This is a genomic window from Bacillus sp. 22190 (genome assembly GCF_052045575.1).
Lineage (GTDB): Bacteria > Bacillota > Bacilli > Bacillales > Bacillaceae > Bacillus > Bacillus altitudinis.
This window is the reverse complement of sequence record NZ_JBQEPF010000009.1, coordinates 52,524-77,931: the sequence shown is the minus strand read 5'-3', so window position 1 is coordinate 77,931 and position 25,408 is coordinate 52,524. Positions and strand designations below refer to the sequence as shown.

General features: G+C 43.1%; 23 protein-coding genes. 2 read left to right on the top strand and 21 right to left on the bottom strand.

The features are described 5' to 3' along the window. Positions 1-15: 15 nt before the first annotated feature. The 3 genes from ACTJKA_RS13430 to ACTJKA_RS13420 are packed head-to-tail and all read right to left on the bottom strand — an operon-like array spanning position 16 to position 3,225. Complete coding sequence (locus ACTJKA_RS13430; protein WP_017358578.1) at positions 16-1,062, bottom strand: Gfo/Idh/MocA family protein; 1,047 nt, start codon at positions 1,060-1,062, stop codon at positions 16-18. Continuing rightward, positions 1,059-1,925, bottom strand: coding sequence for an HAD-IIB family hydrolase (locus tag ACTJKA_RS13425; RefSeq protein ID WP_212357393.1), 867 nt, complete (start codon positions 1,923-1,925; stop codon positions 1,059-1,061). The genes ACTJKA_RS13430 and ACTJKA_RS13425 overlap by 4 nt, the downstream gene beginning before the upstream one ends. After that, positions 1,900-3,225, bottom strand: coding sequence for a DegT/DnrJ/EryC1/StrS family aminotransferase (locus ACTJKA_RS13420; protein ID WP_017358580.1), 1,326 nt, complete (start codon positions 3,223-3,225; stop codon positions 1,900-1,902). The genes ACTJKA_RS13425 and ACTJKA_RS13420 overlap by 26 nt, the downstream gene beginning before the upstream one ends. A gap of 109 nt (positions 3,226-3,334) precedes the next feature. On the opposite strand from ACTJKA_RS13420, the gene ACTJKA_RS13415 reads away from it, so the two are divergent. Further along, on the top strand, positions 3,335-4,324 hold the full coding sequence (locus tag ACTJKA_RS13415; protein ID WP_098680984.1) for a LacI family DNA-binding transcriptional regulator: 990 nt from the start codon (positions 3,335-3,337) through the stop codon (positions 4,322-4,324). 249 nt (positions 4,325-4,573) lie between these two features. On the opposite strand, the gene ACTJKA_RS13410 is transcribed toward ACTJKA_RS13415, so the two are convergent. The 3 genes from ACTJKA_RS13410 to ACTJKA_RS13400 form a co-directional block, all read right to left on the bottom strand. After that, positions 4,574-6,196, bottom strand: a complete 1,623-nt coding sequence (locus ACTJKA_RS13410) for an L-lactate permease (protein WP_046342560.1) — start codon at positions 6,194-6,196, stop codon at positions 4,574-4,576. A gap of 43 nt (positions 6,197-6,239) precedes the next feature. Continuing rightward, positions 6,240-7,187: an L-lactate dehydrogenase gene (locus ACTJKA_RS13405; RefSeq protein WP_007498309.1), complete on the bottom strand. Its 948-nt coding sequence runs from the start codon at positions 7,185-7,187 to the stop codon at positions 6,240-6,242. A 217-nt stretch (positions 7,188-7,404) separates the two neighbouring features. Further along, positions 7,405-8,835, bottom strand: coding sequence for a YfcC family protein (locus ACTJKA_RS13400; RefSeq protein ID WP_007498311.1), 1,431 nt, complete (start codon positions 8,833-8,835; stop codon positions 7,405-7,407). 153 nt (positions 8,836-8,988) lie between these two features. Between ACTJKA_RS13400 and ACTJKA_RS13395 the strand changes: the two genes are divergently transcribed. Next, positions 8,989-10,116 (top strand): M20 peptidase aminoacylase family protein, encoded by a 1,128-nt coding sequence (locus tag ACTJKA_RS13395; RefSeq protein ID WP_440607793.1) that lies wholly within the window; start codon positions 8,989-8,991, stop codon positions 10,114-10,116. 47 nt (positions 10,117-10,163) lie between these two features. Here ACTJKA_RS13395 and ACTJKA_RS13390 read toward each other — a convergent pair whose 3' ends face one another. The 15 genes from ACTJKA_RS13390 to ACTJKA_RS13320 all read right to left on the bottom strand — a co-directional run bounded on the left by ACTJKA_RS13390 (position 10,164) and on the right by ACTJKA_RS13320 (position 25,336). After that, complete coding sequence (locus ACTJKA_RS13390) at positions 10,164-10,886, bottom strand: SDR family NAD(P)-dependent oxidoreductase (RefSeq protein ID WP_039166374.1); 723 nt, start codon at positions 10,884-10,886, stop codon at positions 10,164-10,166. 85 nt (positions 10,887-10,971) lie between these two features. Beyond that, positions 10,972-11,778 carry an alpha/beta fold hydrolase gene (locus ACTJKA_RS13385; protein ID WP_235184541.1) on the bottom strand — a complete coding sequence of 269 codons (807 nt, stop codon included), beginning with the start codon at positions 11,776-11,778 and terminating at the stop codon, positions 10,972-10,974. A 108-nt stretch (positions 11,779-11,886) separates the two neighbouring features. Then, a complete protein-coding gene (locus ACTJKA_RS13380) occupies positions 11,887-12,768 on the bottom strand; it encodes a glycine betaine ABC transporter substrate-binding protein (protein WP_008342122.1) in 882 nt (293 codons plus the stop codon). Further along, on the bottom strand, positions 12,768-13,613 hold the full coding sequence (gene opuAB / locus ACTJKA_RS13375; RefSeq protein WP_024718999.1) for a glycine/proline betaine ABC transporter permease subunit OpuAB: 846 nt from the start codon (positions 13,611-13,613) through the stop codon (positions 12,768-12,770). Before opuAB ends, ACTJKA_RS13380 begins: the two co-directional genes overlap by 1 nt. 10 nt (positions 13,614-13,623) lie before the next feature. Continuing rightward, positions 13,624-14,889, bottom strand: a complete 1,266-nt coding sequence (opuAA, locus tag ACTJKA_RS13370) for a glycine/proline betaine ABC transporter ATP-binding protein OpuAA (protein ID WP_367638226.1) — start codon at positions 14,887-14,889, stop codon at positions 13,624-13,626. Positions 14,890-15,289: 400 nt separating this feature from the next. Next, positions 15,290-16,384, bottom strand: coding sequence for a toxic anion resistance protein (locus ACTJKA_RS13365; protein ID WP_024719000.1), 1,095 nt, complete (start codon positions 16,382-16,384; stop codon positions 15,290-15,292). A gap of 14 nt (positions 16,385-16,398) precedes the next feature. Then, positions 16,399-18,015, bottom strand: a complete 1,617-nt coding sequence (locus ACTJKA_RS13360; protein ID WP_035703101.1) for a YceG family protein — start codon at positions 18,013-18,015, stop codon at positions 16,399-16,401. A gap of 70 nt (positions 18,016-18,085) precedes the next feature. After that, positions 18,086-18,901, bottom strand: coding sequence for an HAD family hydrolase (locus ACTJKA_RS13355; protein WP_282900418.1), 816 nt, complete (start codon positions 18,899-18,901; stop codon positions 18,086-18,088). Next, positions 18,898-20,007 carry a cysteine protease StiP family protein gene (locus tag ACTJKA_RS13350; RefSeq protein ID WP_007498339.1) on the bottom strand — a complete coding sequence of 370 codons (1,110 nt, stop codon included), beginning with the start codon at positions 20,005-20,007 and terminating at the stop codon, positions 18,898-18,900. Before ACTJKA_RS13350 ends, ACTJKA_RS13355 begins: the two co-directional genes overlap by 4 nt. After that, positions 20,000-21,331 (bottom strand): phosphoribosyltransferase family protein, encoded by a 1,332-nt coding sequence (locus ACTJKA_RS13345; RefSeq protein ID WP_336750189.1) that lies wholly within the window; start codon positions 21,329-21,331, stop codon positions 20,000-20,002. Before ACTJKA_RS13345 ends, ACTJKA_RS13350 begins: the two co-directional genes overlap by 8 nt. Then, positions 21,315-22,508, bottom strand: coding sequence for an HpcH/HpaI aldolase/citrate lyase family protein (locus ACTJKA_RS13340; protein WP_213406365.1), 1,194 nt, complete (start codon positions 22,506-22,508; stop codon positions 21,315-21,317). The genes ACTJKA_RS13345 and ACTJKA_RS13340 overlap by 17 nt, the downstream gene beginning before the upstream one ends. A gap of 82 nt (positions 22,509-22,590) precedes the next feature. Beyond that, positions 22,591-23,370 (bottom strand): TerC family protein, encoded by a 780-nt coding sequence (locus ACTJKA_RS13335; protein WP_008342130.1) that lies wholly within the window; start codon positions 23,368-23,370, stop codon positions 22,591-22,593. A 140-nt stretch (positions 23,371-23,510) separates the two neighbouring features. After that, entirely contained in the window at positions 23,511-24,089 is a 579-nt protein-coding gene (locus ACTJKA_RS13330) for a TerD family protein (RefSeq protein ID WP_007498343.1), read from the bottom strand. A gap of 41 nt (positions 24,090-24,130) precedes the next feature. After that, entirely contained in the window at positions 24,131-24,712 is a 582-nt protein-coding gene (locus ACTJKA_RS13325) for a TerD family protein (RefSeq protein WP_008342133.1), read from the bottom strand. Positions 24,713-24,733: 21 nt separating this feature from the next. After that, positions 24,734-25,336, bottom strand: coding sequence for a TerD family protein (locus tag ACTJKA_RS13320; protein WP_017358594.1), 603 nt, complete (start codon positions 25,334-25,336; stop codon positions 24,734-24,736). Positions 25,337-25,408: the final 72 nt, after the last annotated feature.

Here is a 25,408-nt window from a genome sequence, read left to right as displayed (position 1 = left end):
ACCTCTTCATTTTCATTAATATGCGCGGGCGGAGACGACAGCCTCTTCCCTCTCGAAGCACGTATTCAGTGCAGCCTGCGCGCGATAACCATCTGCAAAATCAGCTACCTTCATATGAGATGGATATGAGTTTGTATTTACCCAATGCATCAGCTGATCACGGAATGTATCAGACCATCCATAAAATTCATTTGGTGGATCTGTCAGCAATGTTTGCGGCATTTGATGACGCTCTACACACAAGCCATCACTGATCTCATATTCGTTTTTCATGTTTGTATGGTATTTAAAAACCTTGTCATGCCCCACCACTTCTACACTAAATCCACATTCCTCCGGCTGCGTACTTTTGGACGTCACCAAATGAAAGAACACTTGATTCTCCATTTGCCCAAAAATTTCGGTATGGTCATCAACCTGTACCTTTTTCTCTTCTTTTTCCTTTACATGTGTCAGCATCTTCGTATTAAGGGATTCTTTTTTCATTTCACTGCCAAATAAGTACCACAGCATATCAATCAAATGAATCCCTAAATCTCCTAATGCACCGCTTGTACGCAGACTTTCGCCGCTGTCTCTCCACGAAAATGTCTTTCTTCTAAGGGCACTATTTTTCTTAAAATGTGTCCGTACTGTCAAAACGCGTCCTAATTCACCATTGGCGATCAAGTTCTTCAAAATATTCACAAAGGATAAATAGCGATAGTTAAAGCCCATACTGGCTTGAACCTGGAACTGTTTGGCTGTCTCCACCATTTCCTTCGCTTCTTTTAACGATACAGCCATCGGTTTTTCGCATAAAATCGGCTGTCCCGCTCTAAGTGCCTGAAGGGCATGGTCCTTGTGACAGAAGTTAGGGGAAGCAATGATCAATCCATCTGATGCATCCGCTAGTGTTTCGATACTGGCATACACCCGTCCGCCGTACTGTTTAATAAATCCTTGTGCGACGGATTCGTGCAAGTCATAGACCCCAGATAATTCTGCACCTTTGATCGTTGATAATGCTCTAGCATGTGCTTTTGCAATATTCCCTGCTCCAACAATTCCAATTTTCTTCATGAATGTGCCTCCTCATGTTTATACATCACTGTTTTCAATGTTTCATAGATTCCTTTTGCATACCCATGATGACAAATTTGATGATGGTGCCGTTTGGCTTCGGCTGTTGCATTTTGGACAAGAAAGCCGTGCGTGACGGATTGAAGCATCCGCAGATCATTCCCACTATCACCAAAAGCAAAACCCTTATCTTTTGACAGGTTATATTGATTCAGCATAAACCGAACGATTTCATCCTTACCTGTTCCCACTGGTAAAAAATCAACGTCATAGCAATCCGCAGGGTCACCCGCAAGCGGGTTGCATTTGTTGATGTTCACCGCCACACCCCGCTCCTTCGCAAGTGTTTGGATGAACGATAGATGATGGAGATCTGTTCGTTCATCCTGCTCCTGATAATAGAAATTCTTTTTATACCCAGAGCTGCCTAGCTGCGTTTGCGGCCTAAGGGTGATCCCCTTTTCACGTACGGCTTGCAGAATATCTTCAATTTTTTCGTCCGAAAAGCCCTGTGCATCAAGCCGTTTCATCCATTCTGCATCCGGCTGTCCAAATTTCCCATCTGATGTATACACGATTTCAGTTCCTAAATTCGACGCAATGAAATGCGGGAATTGATAGAAACCGCCTTTCTCCATTTTGCTCGTAACAGAATCGAGGCTGCTTCCAGTCACCCAGCCCAGCATGAGCTGTCCGGTTTCGCTCTTTTCTGCCACAAAAGCTTCCAGCCGTTTTACATCCTCTCTCTGCTCCTCGGTCATTCCGTGAGAATAATAGGTCTCATCGAAATCACAGAAGACGATCCACTGCGGATGTTGCGGTTGATGCACAAGCTTTTTATTGAATGGAAGATTTGATAACATGATGGACCCCCTCGATGACTTTCTCCTGATCTTGCAGCGGCATTCCTGGGTAAAGCGGCAAGTGAAGTAATTGCTGTACGGCTTTTTCCGTATGTGGTAGTTCCGTTTGTCTATACTTTTGAGAAACAAGATTCGTTTGATGCTGATGCGATAAAATCGGGTAATAGACATCTGTTTCTATGCCCATTTCCAGTAATTTCTCTGCCAGCTCATCTCGGCTTCCCTTCACCACTCTGATCGGGAATAGATGCCATACATGATCGTCTGTCAGCTTCGGAAGCTTAATATAGCCTTCGTCTTCCAGCGTTTGCAGCTGATCTATGTATCTCTTTGCCAAGTAAAAGCGTTTAAAGTTTTGTAAACCTAAATATTTCATTCGTTCTAGCCCGATTGCGGCCTGTAAGTTATCAATCTTAGAATTAAAGCCATAGTCACTGCGCTTCACGTTTTTCTTTCCTGGTTCAAAACCGTGATAGCTGATTTCCATGCATTTTTCTGCTAGGGCTTCATCATTTGTCGCGATGGCTCCTGCCTTCCCGCAAACTCCAAGGTTTTTGTAAGGATTAAAGCTGAGAACAAGTCCATCCCCAAATGCCCCAAGCCCGCTGCTGCCAATCGCCTGACAGCCATCCTCAATGATCGATAGACCATGCCGTTTTGCAATCGTCGAAATGGCCTTCATATCCGCTTGCTTTCCATACAAATGAACCGGGAGAATACATACTGTCTTATCTGTGATATGCTTTTCTATTTCATTCGCCGCTAGGCAGTAGGTGTCTGGATCAATATCGGCATAGACTGGAATCGCACCAATCGCAAGCACTGCATTTTCTGTTGCAGCAAAGCTGTTGGCAGGCAGGATGACCTCATCTCCAGGATGGACGCCTGCTGATATTAAACTGATCATCAAGGCATCTGTTCCACTTGATGTGGCAATGACATATTTTTTCCCTAAGTACGCTGCGAGCGTCTTTTCAAACTTTGGAATATAAGGGCCTGATGTAAAACGGCCTGAACTTAATACTTCTTTCAGCACCTGCATAATATCATCGATCTCATCCTCTGAAATCAGTTTATCGACCGGCAGGAACGGTATCTTTTTTTCCTTATTTTGTTTATAATGGAAGAGAATTTTTTCCAAACCCGTACGCGCAATATCTTGCTCAAGGAACGCAGCAAGCTTATCATTCGCTAGATTCTTTTCAACTGAATCAGCCTTTACTTGAACACCTTGATTGATCATATCCAGCAACGGTAGATAATCCTTGCTTTTACCTGATATCTTCGTCAATATTTGCATTCCATTCCCTCCAATTAATCAATTCCATTTGTTAATATTTAACTTGTTTCACATTGTAAATGATGTTATCGATTTCAGAACAATAACTTTGTGTAAAGGATTTGTTAATATGTGTACAATTTATGAAATTGCCAAACGCTGCGGGGTTTCAACGACCACTGTTTCTCGGGTGCTGAACAACCATCCATATGTATCCGAAGAAAAGCGCCAGCACATTTTACAGGTGATGAAGGAAATGGAGTATACACCAAGCTCAGCAGCCCGCACCCTTCGGTCACATCAGACAAAAACCATTGCTGTGTCTGTTCCAGCTGTGGACCATCCTTTTTTTGCACAATTGATTAAAGGCATTTCAAAGGAAGCACTGGATCAAGGGTATAAAGCCATCGTGCTCCAGACGTTTTATCAAGAATCAGTAGAACTTGAAGGGCTTCAATTATTAAAAAGAAAAGAAGTAGATGGTGTCATATTGGGGGCGTTAGAAAATAAGTGGGAAACAATCGAGCCATTTTTAGCAAACGGCCCAATCGTCATGGCAAATGAATTTCATCAAACAGCAGACATTCCGATTATCGGATATGATGAGCGGGAAGCTGCCTATAAAGCGGTTGACTACTTGATTCAATCAGGGCGTACATCCATTGGATTTTGCTTTGATACAGAAAGCAGTGAAGCACAAAAACAAAGAAAGCAAGGCTATCTTGATGCGCTTTCTGATCACGGTTTGCCGCTTAAAGAAGATTGGCTGTTTGGCGAGGCTTTTACCATTGAAGACGGCTTTCGTTTGATGGACTTAATCCACCGGATGCCGGATGCGCCGGATGCGATTTTCACCGGCAATGATCAAGTGGCAGCAGGTCTCATTAAACAAGCCATTTCATATGGATATGACATTCCTAAAGATTTAGCGGTGATCGGTTATGACAATCAAGACATTTGCGAGGTGACAGCTCCAACGATCACGACCATCGACATCCCTATCGTCGAGCTTGGCCAGCAGTCTGTCAAACAAATGATTCAGCTGTTGCAAGATCAAAAACCATTACAACGTGAACATATTCAGCTACCTACTCGGCTTGTCACACGAGAATCTACATAAAAAAAAGACTGAGAAATCTCTCAGTCTCAGATTGTTGACAAAGGGCTAAAATGAACTTGATTTTAGCCCTTTGTCTTCTTTTCAGCGTGATAGAAAACCTTTGCAGTCTAGGAAGGACGAGTACCGGCGCGGAGCGAATTTGACATTCGTGAGCACCGGCACGCAGGACTGACACCGAATGCGAGGGTTTGTCTACACGCTGAGACTGAGAAATCTCTCAGTCTTCCATTTTTCAATCAATCGATCAACCTATATAAATTGAGCAAGAATGAATGTCCATATACATACGATGCCGAGCAAAATGAAGCTGTACTTCACTGTTTTTTGGAAGAGCTCAGATTCTTTACCTGTTTCTCCAACAGCTGCTGTTGCAATAGCGATAGATTGTGGAGAAATTAATTTCGCCATTACACCACCGGTCGTATTTGCCCCGATTAACAAACCTGCCTGAGAGCCGATTTGAGAAGCGGTGACTGCTTGAAGGTTACCAAATAAGGCATTGTTACTCACAACAGATCCCGTAATAAACACGCCGATCCAGCCAAGCACTGGGCTGACAAGCGGGAATAAATCGCCTGTTTTAGCAAGTGCTAGTCCGATAGCAGAACTTAGGCCTGCAAAGTTCGCCAAGTTGGCAAAGCCCATGACAAAACAAATCGTAAGAACAGGGACCCAAAGCTCTTTGACCGCTGCATTTAAGCAGGCAGCCCCTTCTTTTAATGTAATATGTCTGCTGAACAACCCTGTCAGCATCACCGCAATTAGAATGGCGGTACCTGTTGCACTAATAACATCAATTTTAAAGATCGCATCAATCGGTGTTTCTGTTTGGGCAATTGGTGGTAATTTCACAATTTGCTGATGCAGAAACGGCATTTTCACTAAAATGGTTGTCCAGTTAAGCGGTCCTCCTACAGCAAATAATGCTTTAAAAGCTGGTAGGCTCCATACAGTAATGACGGCAGTTAAAATATAAAACGGAGACCATGCTTTCAGCACCTCAACTCCGCTAAACGTTTGTTTTTGTTCAATGGCCGGTGCGCCTTCTTCACGGTAAATGTGTTTTGGCTGCCATTTTCGAAGAAATAGTGCCAGAATTCCCATACTCGCTAAAGCTGAAATAATATTGGCAAGCTCAGGACCCATCGTGACCATTGTAACAGCCTGCAGAATCGCATAGCTTCCACTCACAACAAGCAAGGCTGGTAGTGTTTCTTTGATTCCCTTAAAGCCGTCTACAATGAGAATCAGCAGAAATGGGATACAGAAAGAAATAAACGGAATGGTGTACACAAGGGTTTGAGACAGCTCAAGCGGCGTCATATTCCCCATTTGTGCTCCAGTAATAACTGGGATACCTACTGCACCAAAAGCGCCAGACGCAGCATTTGCAATCAAGCAGAGCATGGCGGCTTTTAGTGGTTTAAACCCAAGCTCTGTTAAAAGAGCGGCACTAATCGCAATCGGTACACCGAATCCAGCGGCTCCCTCTAAAAATGCGTTAAAACTAAAACCAATTAATAAGAGCTGTAACCGTTGATCTTGAGAAATTCCTGCAATACTAGAACGAATGACATCAAACTTTCCAGACTTCACAGCAATTTTATAGAGCCATACGGCCATGATGACGATATATCCAATCGGCCACAGCCCATTAGATACACCGAGCACCACAGCAGATAATGCTTTTTCAATTGGCATATGAAAGAAGAAAACAGCTGTTACAAAACTGACGATCAAGGTAAAACAAGCGGCTAATACCCCTTTTAACTTAAATACAGTCAATGCAAGTAGGAAAAACAAGATTGGAAGCATGGCCACCAATGCACTGACGAACTCATTACCAAACGGATCATATATTTGCTGCCACATAGTGATTCATCCTTTTCTGCTCAGATAGGTTGCCTTTGATTGATTAAAAATGAGGAGCTAAAATTTCTTTTAACACATTCACACTATGTGCGAATTTTTCTTTTTCTGTGTCGTTCAGTGCGAGCTCCATCACTTCTGTTGCACCATTTCGGTTCACGAGGGCAGGTACACCAATGTAGACATCTTCTGCTCCGTATTCCCCATCTAAATAAGTGCTGACAGTCAAAATACTGTTTTCATTGTGTAAAATGGCTCTAGTAATACGGGCTAAACTCATCGCTACGCCGTAATAAGTCGCTCCTTTTTTCTCAATGATTTGGTAAGCAGCATGACGGACATTCTCCATGATGTCGTCTAAATCTTCTTGTTTGTATTGGTCATTTCTCTTCATTAATTCTGTGATCGGTACACTTCCGATATTCGCATGGCTCCAAACAGCAAGCTCTGTATCTCCATGCTCTCCAATGATGTACGCATGCACATTGTGCGCCGCTGCTTCAAAGTACTCACTAAGCATGTATCTGAATCTTGCCGTATCAAGCGTTGTTCCACTACCAATCACTCGTTCTTTTGGCAGTCCGCTGAATTTCCAAGTCGCATATGTCAAAATATCAACTGGGTTCGTAGCAACTAAGAAAATACCATCGAATCCGCTTTTCATCACATTGTCTACAATGCCTTTAAATATATTTAAATTTTTCTCAACAAGATCAAGTCTCGTTTCACCTGGCTTTTGGTTTGCACCAGCGCAGATACATACAATGTCAGCATCCTGACAATCCTCATAATCTCCATACCAAGTATTCACAGGATGCGGGGCGAATGCTTTCCCGTGGTTTAAATCCATGACGTCACCCATTGCTTTATCTTGATTCAAATCGATGACTACCAATTCATCTGTGATTGCTTGATTTATTAATGTAAAGGCATAACTGCTGCCGACAAAACCTGCTCCAATAAGTGCTACTTTGTTTACTTTTTCGTTTGTCATTTATCTCATCCTCCTGAGTAAAACTAGGTTGTTTTTCTTATGTGAAGTATTTCACATTCTTATTGTGCAACACTTCACAAACTTTTGCAAGGGGATTGCTCAAAAAAATAATGTAGCCATTTTGTGAACACTCATATTGTGGTTTTAAACCGCTGTCCCCATACATGTTCTCATAAGAAAAAAGCCACCAAACACTCTTTGGTGGCTTCTCTCTTATTTAATAAGGTCCCCAATTGATCATGACACCGATACAAATAAAGACAAGGCCGATGACGAACCAGATGAGCGCAAGCGGCACCATAAAACGCAGCCATTTCACGTATGGAATCCCACTTGCAGCCAAGACAGCCATCAACACACCTGAAGTCGGATTCACGCAGTTGACCACCCCTTCACCGAGCATCACTGCTTCTACCGCTACTTGTCTCGTGATACCCATTAAATCAGCAAGCGGCGCAAGAATCGGTATAAAGACAACCGCTTCTCCTGATCCTGATGAAATCAAAAAGTGAAGGAGCGCACTGGCGATATACATGCCGATCGCACCAGCGATTGGACTAAACCCTGTCAGCATACTCGCAAGCCCATTCACCACAGTATCAAGCAGCTTGCCGTTTTCCAAAATGACTGAAATGCAGCGTGCCATGCCGACAATGAGTGCGCCGTATACAAGGCTTTGACAGCCGACAATAAACGTTTTTGCAATATCATTGGCAGCTAATCCCCCAAGCAGTCCAGCAGCAATGGCCATGAAAATAAACACACCAGCCATTTCCTTATCAGTCCAGCCAAGCTGAAGCGCACCATATAAGAACCCCCCAAGCGACAAACCGCAAACCGCTAAAATCAGCTTATGTCTGCCGGTGAATTCAGGCTTGTCCACAGATTCCGCATCAGCTCCTCCTAGCCCTTTAGCTGGAAACCACTCGTCACCAAGAAGACTTCCCTTCTCTTTATTTTTCAAGCGTTTTGTATATAAATAGATGTACACAATACTAGATAAGAGAAAACAAAGATAAATGATGACACGCAGCCCAATACCAGAAAAAATCGGCAGTTCTGCAATCGTTTGTGATAAACCTAATGGAGATGGAGACAAAATGGTTGCGTTAAAACCTGCATAACAGCCGATGTAAATAACCGCCGCTCCCGCCACTGCATCCCACTTTAAAGAACGTGCCACAATGATTCCAATAGGAATAAAACCAATGACCGAGTTCACCACAATTCCGGTCGTCCCAAGTACAGAAAACAATCCGCCAACAATACAAATAAACAATAGCTGTTTCGTTTGGAACCGGCTGATGACATTGTGAATCATCCCGTTAATGGCACCTGTCTTTTCCAAAATCGCAATGGTTCCGCCAGTAAAAAGAATCAGAAAAATAATAGAGGATGAACCAACCATCCCTTCTTGAATCGCTGTAAAAAAACCAACCGGACTAACTGGTGATTGATCAATACGGTGATAACTGCCAGGAACAGCTGTTGTGATCTCTCCTGACGTTTTCCGATCAAATTCACCGGCTGGTACAAAATACGTTGCGATCGTACAAATTAAAGCAATCATAAATAAGAGTACATATGCATCCGGCATCTGAAGTTTTCTTTTTTGTTTCTCAGGTGCTGATACTGTCGCTGTTTTCATCTGTCAAAACCCCTTTGTCCCGATCGGAATTTCACTTAATTTTCTGAATAATCAAATGATGTGTTATATTATAAACACTGATGATATTTAAGATCAATATTATTTCACTAAAAGAATGTTTTGGCAGATTATCTGTCAGCAAGGAGGCTTCTCATGACAACTTTGACAAACGAGATGAAACAAACCGTGACAGACATCTTTGAACATCTGCACGCCCATCCAGAAATCAGCTGGGAAGAGACAAATACGACGGCTTATATTGAAGATCTATTAAAGAAAGCAGGCTGTAAAACGAGAACATTTGAAGACTGTACAGGGGTAATCGGTGAAATTGGGGAAGGCGCACCAGTGGTTGCTGTGAGAGCCGATATTGACGCATTGTGGCAGGAAGTAGATGGCGTATTTCAAGCCAACCATTCATGCGGACACGATGCTCATATGACGATGGCACTTGGGACATTCATGGCATTGAAAGAAAAAGAACTTCCGAGTGGCACGATCCGATTCATTTTTCAGCCTGCCGAAGAAAGAGGCGGCGGCGCTTTAAAGATGATCGAAAAAGGTGTGTTAGCTGACGTCGATTATTTATACGGGGTGCATGTGCGCCCAATTCAAGAAACCTTAAACGGACGCTGCGCTCCTGCCATTTTGCACGGATCAAGTAATCATTACGTCGGGACCATTCTAGGGGAGGAAGCTCACGGTGCACGCCCGCACCTTGGGGTCAACGTCATCGAAGTTGCATCTACGCTTGTGCAGAGACTGGCGCATATCCATGTCGATCCACGAGTCGCCCATTCTGTGAAAATGACCAATTTAAATGCAGGCGGCGGCAGCTCAAACATCATACCTGGCAAGGCCTCTTTTACACTCGACGTTCGGGCACAGACAAACGAAGTGATGGATGAATTAGAAAAGGAAATTGAAAGAGCATGCCATTCTGTAGCGGATGCTTTTGGCGCCTCTATCACACTTTCAACTGATCATCGTCTTCCAGCTGCGACATTAAATGAAGAAGCTGTGGAGATCATGTCACATGCTATAGAGCAAGTGCTAGGCAAAGAACAGCTCGATCCACCGATCGTGACGACAGGCGGAGAGGACTTTCATTTTTATGCAGCAAAGCTTCCTCATATGAAATCGACGATGCTCGGTTTAGGCTGTGATTTAAAACCAGGGCTTCACCATCCTTATATGACATTTGACCGCTCTGCCATTTTTACCGGCATTGAGATTTTGACGGAAGCTGTATACGAAACACTTCAGCAGCATTCATCGTAAAATAAAAAAACCACCCGTCTTTCCTGAAGCGGGTGGCCTCCTTTATTTTACGCATTCACATCTGTCATTGCCGGTACATTGATTTCTTTCACACAGGACACCCTTGATAGATGAATGACACATCTCGCCAGCTCGACAATATCTTGTACAGGTATTCTCGTTTCATCATACAGAGCAATGGCTTTTTCAGCGCCATCTTCGTATGGAACTTCTGCCGCTAGCTCTCCTGGATTGATACAGGTAACGGATATTTTATCTTTCCTCACGTGCTCTCTTAGTGCGTTCACAATACCACGAAGCCCAAATTTAGAAGCAACAAAAGAAACCTGAGACAAATTCGTATGGTCAAGTCCCGCAGTAGAACCAATGACGATGATCTTTCCATTCTCAGATGTCCTTACGTGCGGAAGCAGAGCTTGGATGTAGGTAATCGTTGAGGTAACGTTCACATTGATTAAATGAGCGATATCCTCCGGTTGATCAAGATCGAAAGAATAATCATCTTCAAAGCCGCGTTTCTCCCATAAGCCTACGTTATAAATAAGTACATCAATTGTTTGATTCTTCAATGCTTCGAGCATAAAAGGGATATGGGTTTGGCTTGATAAATCGATCTTCAGCCAAATTCTACGCACCCCATCGTCTATGTTCAAACTGCTTGGTTCACTTCGTGACACAATCCATACTGTATCTCCACTTGAAGGAAGACCTTTTACAAAGGCATCCCCTAATCCTTGACTCGCACCGAATATGATATAGTTTTTACTCATGCTTCCTCCTTCATGGCTCACTTACGAGCTTCCATCCATACACCCATTCATCTGTAAGCGTTTTATACCTATATCATACAGTGTCTTATACATGCCTGCCCCTTTTATGCTCATCTTCACTTTCTAAATGGCCTAGCTTCCTTATTTCCTTTAATTCCTCTGGTAACGCACGCGCTTCTATAAAGCTTTTGATCATGTCGACAAAAAGTTCTTTCTTTTCAAAAGTAAACGTATGTCCAATGTCAGGAACGATGACCCCCGCTGCATTCGGGTGTGCATTCGTGATTTTTTCTGCTGACCGAGTCATAATGCCCTTTTCCTTTTCTCCCACTGTCACAAGAATCCGTGCCTTCGCTTGTTGAAACGTGTCAGGGAGCTTGTAATGAAGGTTTTCTTGAAACATCGTAAGCAGCGTCTTCTTCTGCAATTGTTTGGAATCCGCTGCATAATGATCCAGTACATCGTTTGGAAGTCCCATCTTTTCTGCTTGCAGCTGGATGAACCAATCTTTCTTTAATAACGGATATGTAAGAGGTAAAATGGGTCTTACCATCAAATAGAGCCATGGTAATGGCAACACAAGGGCGCTATTGATGATGGCGATGTCTGCGATGTCTGGCTCTCTCGATAACACATCAACGGCTACCTGTGCACCTAGAGAGAAGCCAATTAGAATGACTGTACGGCCATGTGCATGCTCCTTTATCCATGAAATGATTTCATAAGCACTTTCTCGCATGGAAAACGACGTTTCATTTGCTCTTGTCCCGTGACCAATAAAATCAGGGGTATAGCATTCATACGTTTCCTTGAATATTTCCATATGCTCCTGCCACATCCAGCTGCTTACGCCTCCACCGTGCAGGAAAATCATCATTGGTTTTTCCACCATCGACAACTCATCCACCATCCTTATATATAAGAAAAAGCAGTCGCTTTTTGAGCAGACTGCTTTTTCCATATGCTCCCTTCTATTATAAGGGAACTGTTATACAATTGGCTATTTTTTCAAATCTTCGATCGAGTTGACGTTTTTCATATAAGTCGGAACAACGAGACCCATGCGAAGACCCTTCATACTTGTACCGAGATCATCATATTTTCCTTTAAACTTCGCTGCATACGTTTTATGCGTATTTGGAAGCCATGCAGATAATGATGCATCAGCACTTCCGGTTGCAATTGCTGTCCACATTGGGCCCGCTTCAACCTGAGTCAAGGTCACTTTAAAGCCAAGTTCACGCAATACCTCTGCGGCCACATTGGTACTTGCAATCTCACTATCCCACGCAACGTAGGCAAGATTGATTTTGTCACCGTTTGACTTTTTCACGCCTTTTGTCCATTTCGCTACTTGATCTTTATGCTTTTTCACATATTTAACTGCAGCATCCTTTGGTTTGACGCCATCCTGAATATCAAGCATCACTTCACCCATGTCATCTTGAGACCATTTAAACTGACTGAGCATTTTGGCTGCTTCCGGCTGATCCTTCGCAAATCCTTTACGAGAAATGGTGTGAATTTCTTCTTCGTCACCATATGATTTTTTCGGATCATCTAAATATTTCAAATCGTAGCGGGAAAACATCCAGTGAGGATTCCAGCCAGTGATGATAATCGGTTTTTTACGATCATACGATTTCTTCAATGTCGCTGTCATCGCTGCACTTGAGGCAGATACAACCGTCCAATCCTCTAAACCGTAATCCTTTTTCGCTTGATCGGTTAAGGCCATAATACCTGAACCCGGATCAATCCCGATAATCGTTTTATTGACCTGCTGTGCTGCACTTGCATTTGAATCTGATTGTGCACCACAAGCCGCTAGTAAAAAGACGAGCAGGGCGGTCATCCCAATGTAGAGAGACTTTTTCCACATTAAGCATTCCCCCTGGTTTTTTTCGTTTTAATGTTTTGTGTAATACGATCCAGTGTGATCGCTACAATAACAATGGCAATACCAGCTTCAAAACCAATCCCTGTTTTCAGCTGCGTTACTGCACTATATACTTCCGAACCAAGTCCTGGTGCACCAACCATTGCCGCAATGACGACCATGGATAGAGCAAGCATGATACTTTGGTTAATCCCAGCTAAGATGGTTTTTGTAGCAAGTGGAAGCTGAACTTTGAACAAACGCTGGAATGTCGTAGAACCAAAAGCCTCTGTTGCTTCAATTAAATCAGATGGTACTTGTTTAATCCCAAGAATGGTCATACGAATCGTTGGCGGCATAGAGAAAATAACCGATGCCACAACCCCAGGAACAACTCCAATATTAAAGAAGAAGATCGCTGGCAAAAGGTATACGAATGCAGGCATTGTCTGCATTAAGTCTAAAATAGGTGTGACAATTTTACGCACCGTTTCCTTCTGTGATGCCCAAATACCGATCGGAACCCCGATCACGATAGAAATGACCACAGCTGTCAGAACGAGCGCAAGTGTTTGCAGCATTGGCTGCCAGTAGCCTAAATAGTCGATCAGTAAGAATCCAATAAGTGTGAAAAGAGCAACTCCTCTTGTACTGATCCACCAAGCAATGCCGGCAAAGATAAGCGTTAAAATAATGGATGGAATGACGCCAAGTGCAGCTACAATACCATTTACTGTTCCAGCTAATCCATTTGTGATGCCATCAAAGAAACCACCAAAGGTTAATGTTAACCAGTCAACAAATTGATCGATATAATCCGCGAACGGAATTCTAGGTAAATCACTCATACTAAACATCTTATTCTACCTCCTGTGCAGAAGGCTCTTGTGCTTTAATTTCCTCTAGCTCGTTAGAAGACATGTTGATATATTCATCATTACCTGATAATGCACCAATCAATGCACCTCTGACCACAATACCCTTCATTCTGTTTTTCTCATCTACAACGGCAATTGGAATGTTCGCATCAGACACCGCGTCAAAGATCTCTGTTAAATACGTTGATTCCAATACTGTCGTAAATTCTTTATCAAGAACAGTTTCTAGCGACGCACCCGTTTCTGCCGCTTTTTTCGCTGCTTGTGCAGAAATAACACCTAATAAATGCTTTTTCTTATCTACTGCATAGATAGACGAAATACCAAGGTTCTTCATGAGCGTGAGCGCAACACGTGCCCCTTTATCAAGCTGAACTGTTTCTGCACGTTTCATAATGTGACCAGCGGTTAATACTTTAGAAAGGTCTACATCTTCAACGAAACGTTCAACATACTCGTTCGATGGGTTCATCAGAATTTCTTCTGGTGTTCCGATTTGAACGATATTCCCGTCTTTCATGAGGACAATGCGGTCGCCAATACGAAGCGCTTCATCTAAATCATGCGTGATGAAAATAATTGTTTTTCCTACAGACGTATGAAGCTCAAGCAATTCATCCTGCATGTCTTTACGAATTAATGGATCTAGTGCGCTGAATGCTTCATCCATTAACAAAATATCAGGGTCATTAGCTAGTGCACGTGCCAATCCAACACGCTGCTGCATACCGCCACTTAATTGATTTGGGTACTGCTCTTCAAAACCTTCAAGTCCAACAAGCTTTAAAGATTCAAGCGCTTTAGAGCGGCGCTGTTCTTTTTCTACACCTTGCAATTCAAGCCCGTATTCTGTATTCTCCAGAATGGTACGATGCGGGAACAATGCGAAGTTTTGGAAGACCATGCTGATCTTTTTCCGTCTAACTTCACGCAATTGATCCTTTGACATATTTGTTATCATATCCCCATCAATATAAATTTCGCCGGAGGTTGGTTCGATTAACCTATTTAGCAGCCGCACAAGTGTGGACTTTCCGCTCCCTGATAGCCCCATGATGACAAATATCTCGCCGTCATACACATCAAAATTTGCTCGATTGACACCAACTGTTGCGCCGGTCTCTTTTAGGATGTCTCTCTTTGTCTTCCCTTTTTCAAGCATTTGAGATGCTTTTTTAGCATTTTTACCGAAAATTTTAGATACATTATTTATCTTGATTTTGATCTTTCTCTCTTCAGAATTCATTTTTTCCCTCCAAATTAGCATCTTTATAACCGTAACATAAGCGTTATGATGCGAACAATCTTTAGAATTCGCTTATTTCCGTACAATATGTATGAATTCCATATAGAGGTCTGGTGATTACAGTTTATACGCCGTATTACTCGTAAATCCTATAGAATGCTTCATAAACTACATATTTTACGGGGTATTTTCTCTCACCAGACAATATTTTACTGGAAATTCCTTATTGTGCTAAAAAATAAGTCGAATCCTTGTGATAGCGGGCTTTTTCTTTCATGGGTGAACCATGCCCCTGAACAGGATTTACCCGAAAAAGGTCACATAAAAACCTTTTTTCTCAAATTTTAATCAAATTCATGAAAAAACTGCCTGCAACTTTCGTTACAGACAGCCTGTTTTTTTAGGACTCTAGGGCAGCTCTCTTAATATTATCTTGAAGTTCAAGCATACGTTTTGTTCCGTCCTCACGTAATCGTTTGTTTTCTTCTTCAATCTGCTTCGTCTCTTTCATCCCTTGTACAATCGTATTAAAGGATGATTCGATCGTTTCAATGTCGATGCTTGGACGACCTGATAATTTAGCAATCTCAACACTTTGACTTGAGATATTTTCAGCATTTCGTTTCAGCATTTCGTTCGTTCTTCTGTCCAGCTCACTCATGGAATCAGCCACAAGCTTTTGTCTCTTCGCTGTTACCGCTTGAATGATTCCATTTTTGAAAATTGGAATCGTAATGATGAAGGCAGAGTTAATTTTCCCGATTAATTTCGTATTACCACGCTGCAACAAACGGATTTGTGGTGCGGTTTGAAGTGCCACCATCCGTGCCATATCAAGATCATATACACGTTCCTCAAGCGCTTGAATTCCATTACGAAGCGTATCTAGCTCCATTTGTGCCAGCTGGTTTCCCCCCGCCGCTTTTTCTTCATAAGAAGGAACCAATTGTTTTAATTCTTCGATCTTCATTTGCCCTGCGACGACATATTTTTCAAGCTCCATATAGTATTGAATGTTATGCTCATACATTTCTTCAAGCGTAACCGTCGATTTGGTCATTTCATCTTTGTATTTACTAATTTCCACGTTGATTTTTTCAATTTCTGCACCGAGCGTTTGATATTTGCTGAAAATCTTCTCGATCATGCTGCCGCCGCGTTTAAAGATTTTTGATAACAAACCGCCCTTAGGCTCGTCAAAATCATTTTTATCAAAACGATCCATAATCTTTCCAAGCTGTGTAAGCATCGTTCCTGAGTCTGTGACACTTGTTGAACGCATCATAGAGAGGATACGGTCAGAAAACTTAGAGATTTCGACAGCCGGCTGTTTTCCGTATTCAAGCAGTTCAAGCTGATTTTTGGCATCAATCTGTCTCGCAATGTTTTGGACTTCTGGTTCATTGCGCAGCTGAACGCGAATATCGTCTGCCTTTTCAATCGTGATTTCCTCTTTATCAATTGAAATGATGTCATTTCCGTTTGTATTTGTCATAAGCTTTGATCTCCTTATCGGTTTTTAATGGATTGAAATAACTTTCTCACAATGGACGGCTCTTTAAACTCTTGGTTCATGACCATTTCATCAAGCCAATGTGTATCAAATAATTGATCGTCTATATACCGCTCTATACACTGATAGCCGGCGGGATGATAGACGAAGAGATCCACACCCATTTCATTTAGGAAAATCAGGGCAGCCGCATCAGAACGAGTCAGCTCACCATTATATTCCGTATGGTATAAAATCACTTTCGGTACAGTCTGGGCATAATCAAAGGTTTGAATGAGTTCAATTACATCTTGATTCATATGCAAAAGCTGCTTGAATAAATAAATACGTACATCTAATTCGGTCTCATGGCCTTCTTTTAACAGCTTCGGATGCTGACAAATTCGAGAAATGGCCTCTGCGATCGCACGCTGCGTGCCCTCATACAAATGCGAGAACTGCCACACATTGCTTTTCATTAACAAATCAGGGTCAACCTCTCCTGCTTTAGAAAGTGCATGCTGATAATGAAATTGATAATTTGAAGACACTTCTTGTGTGAAAGGGAAATGACGAATCGTTTTCGTTTCTTTCCCCTCCATTAGCGTATGGATACGGTCCCAATATTCTCGCTTGTCTCTCGTCACCCCCATCATCTTCGCAAAAAGATTCGGAATCTGTATGGTGTCACGGTCTGCTTTGAAATTCGGGCGGATAAACGACCGTTCCTTTGCAATTAAAAACAACTCATCATACGTTGTCTTTAGCGTAATGGAATGAGGGGTATGATCTCTGAATTGCCATGGCTTATACAGCATGGAATCTTCTGTGTGAAGTACCTCTTCAAGCTCTCTTGTCGAACGGTACGCCACCGTTGATTTCCTCTCAGGCTTTTCAGTAGGGAACGGTTCAAGCTTTGACGTCCCTGGATACTGATCAATAAAAGTCAGCTTTTCTTCTGGATCTAATTCACGAAATTGATCCTTGCCCTCTGGATGAAACAGCACCACATCACAGCCAATCAGCATGACATAGTAAAGAAAATAAAGCTGACTTTTATTCGCCTCTCCATACCAAATGACAGCTGGCATTTTTTCTTCCAAATTTCCTTCCTTCAGCCATGGTCCTAGATGATTATTTGAAAACTTCACTACATCTAGCAGCACGCGGCGGAAATCAGGATGCTGGAATCCCCCTTCATGCAGCTGCTTGAAATGTTCAAACACCTGGATTAACGAAAGGCGAATATGCCGGTTCATCACTGGGTTTGGATGACGGACAATGAGCTGTTCACCGTCTAAGAAAGCCACAAATCGATTCACGGACAATCCCTTTTCTTCCTGATTGATCATATGAATCCGCTGGAGCGCTTGAAAGTGCTCCGGCTCAATATGCCGGTTGAGGGTTTCACTTAAAATATGCATGCCGTCAGTTTCGTATAATTCATGTAAATAAATAAAATAATCGGTTGCATCATGCGGAGTTCCAAGGACACGGGCGGCGAGACGCGGCAAGGATAAGGTGTGCTCGTCCTTGACGTAGCCGTCTCGTTCAGGGAGCGGCTTTTTCAGCAGGTTTTTCCAGGCTTCCTGTTTCGCCCGTGTCTGGGTTACATTGATTTCTTTATAACTCACGCCGCTCCTTCCTTTCTCCTATATTTTCTCGAAAGCTACTACTATCATATCATTCAGCCTTCTACTTCTGCTATCGAATCGAAGGCTTTTTTGCTGTGTTCATCTTCTTTGCGACAGAAGCGGCGATTTCGTCTGCCGCCGCCATGCCAGAGGCTGTCGTCGGTTCAAGCGATAAATCAACATCTAAGACTTCCCCATGACTCGGAGCGAAGCCTTTATCCGCTTGACGTATGAGATCAGCATCTAACAAGGAGTCGCCCGCACCATATACATATTCAAGGTGTAGCCTTTCTTTTAGAAAAGCAACAGCAGCCCACTTATTGAGCGGCTTTGGAATAAAATACAGCTTTCGGCCTTGAAGGGAAACTTGCCAGCCTCTCTCCTCACCCCACAGCCTTAATTCAGCGAGCGGAATATGAGAAAGAAACTCGTCTTTCATAATTAAATAAAGAAATCTTCCCTCAGCTGTTCGAGTACGTTTCACCCAAGCGGCAACCGGAAGTTCAGAGATCGCCCGCAGCATATCTATCACTGGCATACACTCTTGCAGTCTCTCATCTACAATCGCCTGCCACTCCTCAAGCGGCTTGCCGTGATGAAGAATACAGCCGCCGTTTGTCGTGACGGCATACTCTGGTTTGATCTCTTGCTGAAAGAGAGTGATTCGTTCAAATTGTGCTGTCGTTCTTGTCGTCACTGGGATAAACCAGCCTGCTTGATGAATTGCCTGTAAGGAGGCTTTCGTTTCAATAGACATGTAGGAAAGCGGCCGGTCGTCCAGCACCTCAATTAATTCGTATGCTCCCTTGTATGCATACTGCTCCAGCATTCGATGTGAGTATATCAGTGTCCGGTCTAAGTCACTGGCAAATGCCATGTTCTTCATGACGATTGCTCCAACGGGCGGATGAGCCCACAGCATGTGTAGGACATGTTGGCATATTCAATCACGGGCACGCCTCTGTCCTCTGCGAGTAGTAAAATGTGCTTGAGCTTTTCCCGAGATCCTGGCTGAATGAGTATTTTCCAAGGAACTCTTCTGAGCAGCACACGGGTCGTCTCACCGACGCCCGGCTTAATCAAATGCGTATTGTCAATTTGGAACTCCTGACCAATTGCTTCAATGGAGGTCATCCCCCGCCAGTCAGGAGGCGTTCCTTGTGCGAGCAGGGTCTCTGCTTTCTCTTGTACATTTGCATTAAGTTCAGAAAATGCTTCTTCAATTGTATTAACGTACAGATTAGAGACATCCTCATCAATGAGCTCTTCATAATACTTGGCCCCATGGAAATCATCGGCATGGATCCAGCGGTTGTTTAGCACCGTTCGACTAACTAGGCCAGATACCGTTGAATTCAAGCAGGCACTTGGAATGAGGAAATCCTCTCTCGTTCCGTAAACACTCGTACAATAACCAGGATCAGCAAGCACAGCCAGCTCACTCGAAAGACGAATTCCATATTTCTGTTCAAAATCAAGCACCGCTTGTTGAAGCTCTTTGGAAATAGCACCCTTTCCGGTCCAACCGTCAATAAAGGCAATCTCAAAACCTGGATGTTCTTTGAGTATATAATGCAGCGCATTCTCATCTATTCCACGGTCACGAATAATAGAGATGCTATAATGCGGCAAATCGAGACCATACGTCTTTCTGATATACCGTTTAATGAGCACCCCGATTGGTGTCCCGGCCCGTGCCAAGCTGCACAGAACGGTTTGAAATCCTCGCTTTTTCACAATTTGTTCTGCGACAACCGCTACGGCTTCCGCTACCTTTTGCTTACTTTCTTCAAGAGATTGATAGAATAAGTCCATATAAGATGCCGTCGGCTTATATTCAATTGGCAGCATTTCTGAGTAATGGGCACCGCTTTGAATAGAGCGCTCCCGCTCCTCAGTACTTTTCTCCATCTCAATCGACGATAAATCCTTGAGTAAGAAGGTTACGTCCTGCTCTGGATAGCTTCCCATCTTTGTATACACGTTAGCCATTCACCTTCACCTCATCTGATAAAGTCACAATATGCACATGCTTCACATGCCGCTCAGCAAATAAGTGGATCAGCGGCATCAAAGCTTCTTGAGACACCTTTTTCTCAAAAAACAAAAAGACATCATCGTACTGATCTTTAGGGATATTGTACACGTAGTGCTGAATGCGGGCATCCTCTGGACTCAAAAATGCGAATCCGTTTTGGACAGCGTACCCTTCCTTTTCAACCGGATGAATCGGACTTCTTGTCGTCGAATGAAAAAGGACACCTTCGCCCATATGAGCTGCAAGCCTCATCGGCACATACATCAATTCTCCTGTCCCTAAGCAGAGTGTCTGTTTTCCTTTTCGTTCTCGCTGAAGCTTCAGCCCAGCCTCAGCAGCTGCTTGATCAATAGCATCCGTGTCCGCTGCGCTTAAACCGAAACGACCTGTTTCATGGATATACGGCGAATGCCCCGCCGGATTGACTGCATGGGAAAGTGAATATGGCACTTGCTTAAAGAAGGATTGAAGAGAATGAAAAGAGAGTTCAGGTCTTTTCTCTTGCGCAGCAATCTCATATGAATAAGTAGGCTCATCCAGTGTTGTCCCCCGAAACATCATCTGCCCTTTTAATAAAGATAATGATGTGATATTTACCCCCAGCTCCTCTTGAAGCTGGAGCATCGCTTCCTCGTGCTCCTCTGTTCTCCAATCTAAAATGGATAGAATCGTATAAGAGGATCTAGGGTGCTTTGCGTGCAGATCCCGAATAATATTCATATTTGTCCGGCCTGTCGTGACCTCATCATCTACTAGCACAATTGGACGATCCGTACGAAGTAAGGCGTCGTCTGCGTAGCAAAGCTGATCTGTCGCATGAGAATGTTCCTCTTCAAATACGAGTGAAGGATCAAGATCCAACAGCTGTTCACGTGTCGTATGAATGTAAGATGCTCCTTCTATGACGTCATACACACCATGACCAAGCGCAGTTGCCGTTTCAGCAAAGCCGATTACTATCGGCTCGTTACTTGCCGGCAGCTTCTCTTGTTTGAGCGCTGCATAGGCTTCAATTAACTTAGCATGATCATCCGTTTTTAGAGCATCTACTACACAGTCTTGGTGCGGGGGCGTCTTGCCTGTTTGTTCTTTTGCATAAGCCATTGCCAAAAGACCTGAGACGAGGAGTGGTTTCAACGGGTGAACAGGCATATGTTTCCCGAGCACCTTACTAACAAATAAAAAGGCTCTCTTTTTGTTCACCCGTGCCGCCATGTCAAAAAGATGTTCTTTTTCAAGCTGAAGCGTACCCTCTTTGAGGTTAAGCTCCACCTCCATATGTTCCAAGATGTTCAGCGTATGCGGCTTCTGCTTCTGTGAGTATGTCGATATAGCTTCTATTTTCATGAAACACCCCGTAAATGTCTGACTTCATTAAAATATTTTCCGCCCAGCGATAGTGCGGCTTCGTTTCGTTCATTTTATTAGAAAAGGTACTCTTCATCACGCCGACTGTACCATCTGCATGCTCTAAAATACTTAATGCATCCATGTACTCTTCCTTTGTGACAACGTACATGCTTTGAACTGGCTTGAGATGTGTTGGATGGATGACTGTCTTGCCATGAATACCGTTTACCACATCCAGCTTTGTCTCTTTGAGCAGACCTTGCATATGATCGAGTTCAAATGAGGAAGATTCACCGCTCTTAGAAATTGCACGGATGAATGGATTTAGTTCTTTTCGTGCCGGTCCAAAATGCTCCCATACAGCACCTGATATCACAAATGAACGACCAAAATAATTGATGATATCTGTGATCAACTCAGAAATGACTCTGATCTCATAAATGGTGGTCTCGCGATCACGGCGAATGCCGTATAATCCACACAGATCCGTTGCCCCAATGCGAATATTCAAAATATATTCCTCATCATTCAGCATGATCTGCTTTAATTCAGACAACACCTGATATCTCGTTTCTTTTTCTAATAAATCTGGTGTTTCTAAAATGGGCATTCCGTATAGTGTTTTCTGAGTTTGTGCTGAAGCCTGTTTCAAACTGTCCACATATTCCTTTGCATTGTGAACGGAGCACTTTGGAAACACAAAACCAGTCAGTAAATGAAGAGAGGGACCGAGCAAACCTGCCATTTTGAGCAGCTGTTTGGGCGAACGAACCCGAATAAATAAAAGCGGCAAATGCTCAGCCATTTCTGGAGATTGATGAATTGTCTCAGAAAGGCAGGTCAATTGTGCCACTATATTCTGTTCAGCCATGTCCACTTCCTGATCACCAATGGCGTCCTCCAAGCAAAACACAACAGAGCAAAGCGCTTCATATTTCTGCGAAAGCAGCATGTCTGCTACATCCTGTCTTGTCGCAGGCATATACAAAGTAGCACCTAATGCATGCGCAAGTACATGCCTTGGCGTCAATGAATGAACTGCCGCCGGCCGCTTAAAAAAAATATCGTGCTGCCTCGTCTCTGATAAAAAACGAAAATATCGCATGCAGTGCCACCTCCTGTTGTAATGACTTGATGATTCAAAAAAGGATGGAGCCGCTAGTCAACTCCATTCCTTTTTGATCGTCCTATTCTTCTTTTGAAGCCGCAGCTTCGTTTGTTACACCTTGATGCTTCTTCTTATTGATTTTATGAACAATAAACGTTCCGATAAACGCTAGGATAATAATCGCAAAGAATGCGAGATGCGGGATTTCAATATGAGCAGCACTTAAGCCCATTTTGATGGCAATAATTCCAATGAGAATAAATGCCGTATTCTCAAGCTCTGGTATACGGTCGATGAGCACAAGGAATAATTGTGCCACTGTACGCATCATGAGAATTCCAAGCATTCCACCTAAAAGAAGAATCCATACTTCCTCAGATACAGCGAATGCAGCAAGAATACTATCTACCGAGAAGGCAAGGTCCATAATTTCTACAGAAATAACAGTTGCCCAGAAGACGCCAAATACACGAATCATCCAGCCTTCTTTTTTCAATTCCTTCGCTTCGTCATCTCCGTCACCTAACCAGAAGTGCTTAATGACCAGCCAAGCTAAGTATGCAGCGCCTAGAACCTTAATCCACCAAAACTTAATAAGCAGCATCCCTACGCCAATGAATAGAAAACGGAAGAAATAAGCGCCAATTAATCCGTAGGTTAATGCCTTTTTACGCTGCTTTTCAGGTAAATGTTTCACCATAACAGCTAATACAAGTGCGTTATCCGCTGACAACAAACCTTCAAGCACGACAAGGGTCCCAATAAGCCCCCAAGAGACAGGGTCTGTTAATACCTCTGCCCACATATGCCAATCAAAAAACGAGGCATACGTGTCCAACATATGTTTCAAAATGTCCAACTGGTTTTCCTCCTATAAGTGTAGAAGCATCAGCAGGCTTTCGCCTGCTGTTATTCTTGATCGCTGTTTCTTTCTCACTTTGGAAAATACCCTCATATGAGTCATTGGCAGCGCCTCTTGAATGAAGTTGTTTCTTCTCTTTACACTTCTAACCCATAATTTTGACAAAGAGCTGCAAGTCCGCCAGAGAATCCGCTTCCGATTGCGTTAAACTTCCAATCGCTGCCGTGTCTGTATAGTTCGCATACGACGACAGCTGTTTCAATTGAGAAGTCCTCCCCTAAATCAAAACGAATCAATTCTTCCCCGCCCTCTTCATTTACAACACGAACAAATGCATTAGAGACTTGTCCAAAATTCTGGCTACGTGCCTCTGCATCATGAATCGTCACTGTAATTCCGATACGATCAATGTTAGCAGGAATTTTCGAGAAATCAACGAGAATTTGCTCGTCATCTCCATCTCCTTCACCCGTACGGTTATCACCGGTATGAGTGACACTGCCGCTTGGATGCTGCAGATTATTATAGAACACAAAGTCTGTATCTTGTTGACAACGATTGTTTGCATCTACTAAGAAAGCCGAAGCGTCCAAATCAAATTCGGCTCCGCCTGAATATTTATTCGTATCCCAGCCAAGTCCGATCATCACTTTTGTCAGCCCTGGATTGGTTTTCGTTAAATCGACACGTTGTCCTTTTGAAAGCTGAATCGCCATATTCGTATCTCTCCTATCTCCTGAAAATATGAAAACGGGCGTTACCCGATATCTAAGCCGAAGTCTGTTGCAATGCGGGCAAGTCCGCCTTGATAACCTGATCCAACAGCTGAGAATTTCCACTCTCCGCCATGACGGTATAATTCACCTACAATAATCGCTGTTTCAATTGAAAAGTCTTCCGCCAAATCATAGCGAATGAGCTCTTCATTTGATGCCGCATTTAAAATACGGACGTAAGCGTTAGACACCTGTCCAAAGTTTTGGCTGCGTGCTTCTGCATCATGGATTGTAATGACGAAGGAGATTTTCTCAATACTTGCTGGTACAGTTGAAAGATCAACATTGACCTGCTCGTCATCTCCGTCTCCTTCACCTGTACGGTTATCGCCTGTATGTACGATACTTCCGCCACCGCCAGTTGTTTGATTGTAGAAGACAAAGTCAGATGGAGAGTTTGCTTTCCCTGCTGCATCTAAAAGGAATACGCTTGCGTCTAGATCAAAGTCATGTCCGCCATCATACTTGTTTACATCCCAGCCAAGACCTACGACTACTTTTGTTAAACCTGGATTCGTTTTTGTTAAATCAATTTTTTGACCTTTCGCTAAAGAAATTCCCACTAGGAACCTCTCCCTTCTAAATTAAATGTAGTTTCTCGTAATATCGGCAAGCTTCGCATCGTTTGTACCATTTCCTACAGCTGCAAACTTCCACTCATTCTCGTGGCGATAAAGCTCTCCAACGATTAATGATGTTTTACCTGCATATTCATCTTTCAAATTATATTTCACTAATTCTTGATTGTTTGAACGGTCAACAATTCGGATGTAAGCATTTTGAATCATACCAAAGTGTTGGTTTCTTCTAAGTGCATCATAAATGTTCACAACGAACACCAATTTATTCACATTGCCTGGCACCTTGCTTAAGTTGACGAGGACTTGTTCATCATCTCCGTCTCCTTCACCTGTCAGGTTGTCACCTGTATGCTCAACACTGCCGCATTTGCTTTTCAAATTGCCAAAGTAAATCAAATCTTTATTTTCAACAAACTTATCATTTTTCAGCATCAGCACTGAAGCGTCACAATCAATATCAGCGCCGCCTCCGCCGCCAAACAGCTTTCCAAGAAAACCGCCGCCTTGTGACACAGGGTCCCAGCCAAGTCCAACTAGAATATTGGTTAGTCCTGCTTTTCCTTTTGTTAAATCAATACGTTGACCTTTTTCTAATGTAATCGCCAAATCAATCACTCCTCCAGCATAATAAAAATCTATTTATTAAGCGATGGACCCTATTAAAATCATCATACATGA

Excerpts from the sequence above, each read along its gene's own strand:
- ACTJKA_RS13430 (WP_017358578.1), bottom strand. The coding sequence starts at position 1,062 with ATGAAGAAAATTGGAATTGTTGGAGCAGGGAATATTGCAAAAGCACAT.
- ACTJKA_RS13425 (WP_212357393.1), bottom strand. The coding sequence starts at position 1,925 with ATGTTATCAAATCTTCCATTCAATAAAAAGCTTGTGCATCAACCGCAA.
- ACTJKA_RS13420 (WP_017358580.1), bottom strand. The coding sequence starts at position 3,225 with ATGCAAATATTGACGAAGATATCAGGTAAAAGCAAGGATTATCTACCG.
- ACTJKA_RS13415 (WP_098680984.1), top strand. The coding sequence starts at position 3,335 with ATGTGTACAATTTATGAAATTGCCAAACGCTGCGGGGTTTCAACGACC.
- ACTJKA_RS13410 (WP_046342560.1), bottom strand. The coding sequence starts at position 6,196 with ATGTGGCAGCAAATATATGATCCGTTTGGTAATGAGTTCGTCAGTGCA.
- ACTJKA_RS13405 (WP_007498309.1), bottom strand. The coding sequence starts at position 7,187 with ATGACAAACGAAAAAGTAAACAAAGTAGCACTTATTGGAGCAGGTTTT.
- ACTJKA_RS13400 (WP_007498311.1), bottom strand. The coding sequence starts at position 8,835 with ATGAAAACAGCGACAGTATCAGCACCTGAGAAACAAAAAAGAAAACTT.
- ACTJKA_RS13395 (WP_440607793.1), top strand. The coding sequence starts at position 8,989 with ATGACAACTTTGACAAACGAGATGAAACAAACCGTGACAGACATCTTT.
- ACTJKA_RS13390 (WP_039166374.1), bottom strand. The coding sequence starts at position 10,886 with ATGAGTAAAAACTATATCATATTCGGTGCGAGTCAAGGATTAGGGGAT.
- ACTJKA_RS13385 (WP_235184541.1), bottom strand. The coding sequence starts at position 11,778 with ATGGTGGAAAAACCAATGATGATTTTCCTGCACGGTGGAGGCGTAAGC.
- ACTJKA_RS13380 (WP_008342122.1), bottom strand. The coding sequence starts at position 12,768 with ATGTGGAAAAAGTCTCTCTACATTGGGATGACCGCCCTGCTCGTCTTT.
- opuAB (WP_024718999.1), bottom strand. The coding sequence starts at position 13,613 with ATGAGTGATTTACCTAGAATTCCGTTCGCGGATTATATCGATCAATTT.
- opuAA (WP_367638226.1), bottom strand. The coding sequence starts at position 14,889 with ATGAATTCTGAAGAGAGAAAGATCAAAATCAAGATAAATAATGTATCT.
- ACTJKA_RS13365 (WP_024719000.1), bottom strand. The coding sequence starts at position 16,384 with ATGACAAATACAAACGGAAATGACATCATTTCAATTGATAAAGAGGAA.
- ACTJKA_RS13355 (WP_282900418.1), bottom strand. The coding sequence starts at position 18,901 with ATGAAGAACATGGCATTTGCCAGTGACTTAGACCGGACACTGATATAC.
- ACTJKA_RS13350 (WP_007498339.1), bottom strand. The coding sequence starts at position 20,007 with ATGGCTAACGTGTATACAAAGATGGGAAGCTATCCAGAGCAGGACGTA.
- ACTJKA_RS13345 (WP_336750189.1), bottom strand. The coding sequence starts at position 21,331 with ATGGAGGTGGAGCTTAACCTCAAAGAGGGTACGCTTCAGCTTGAAAAA.
- ACTJKA_RS13340 (WP_213406365.1), bottom strand. The coding sequence starts at position 22,508 with ATGCGATATTTTCGTTTTTTATCAGAGACGAGGCAGCACGATATTTTT.
- ACTJKA_RS13330 (WP_007498343.1), bottom strand. The coding sequence starts at position 24,089 with ATGGCGATTCAGCTTTCAAAAGGACAACGTGTCGATTTAACGAAAACC.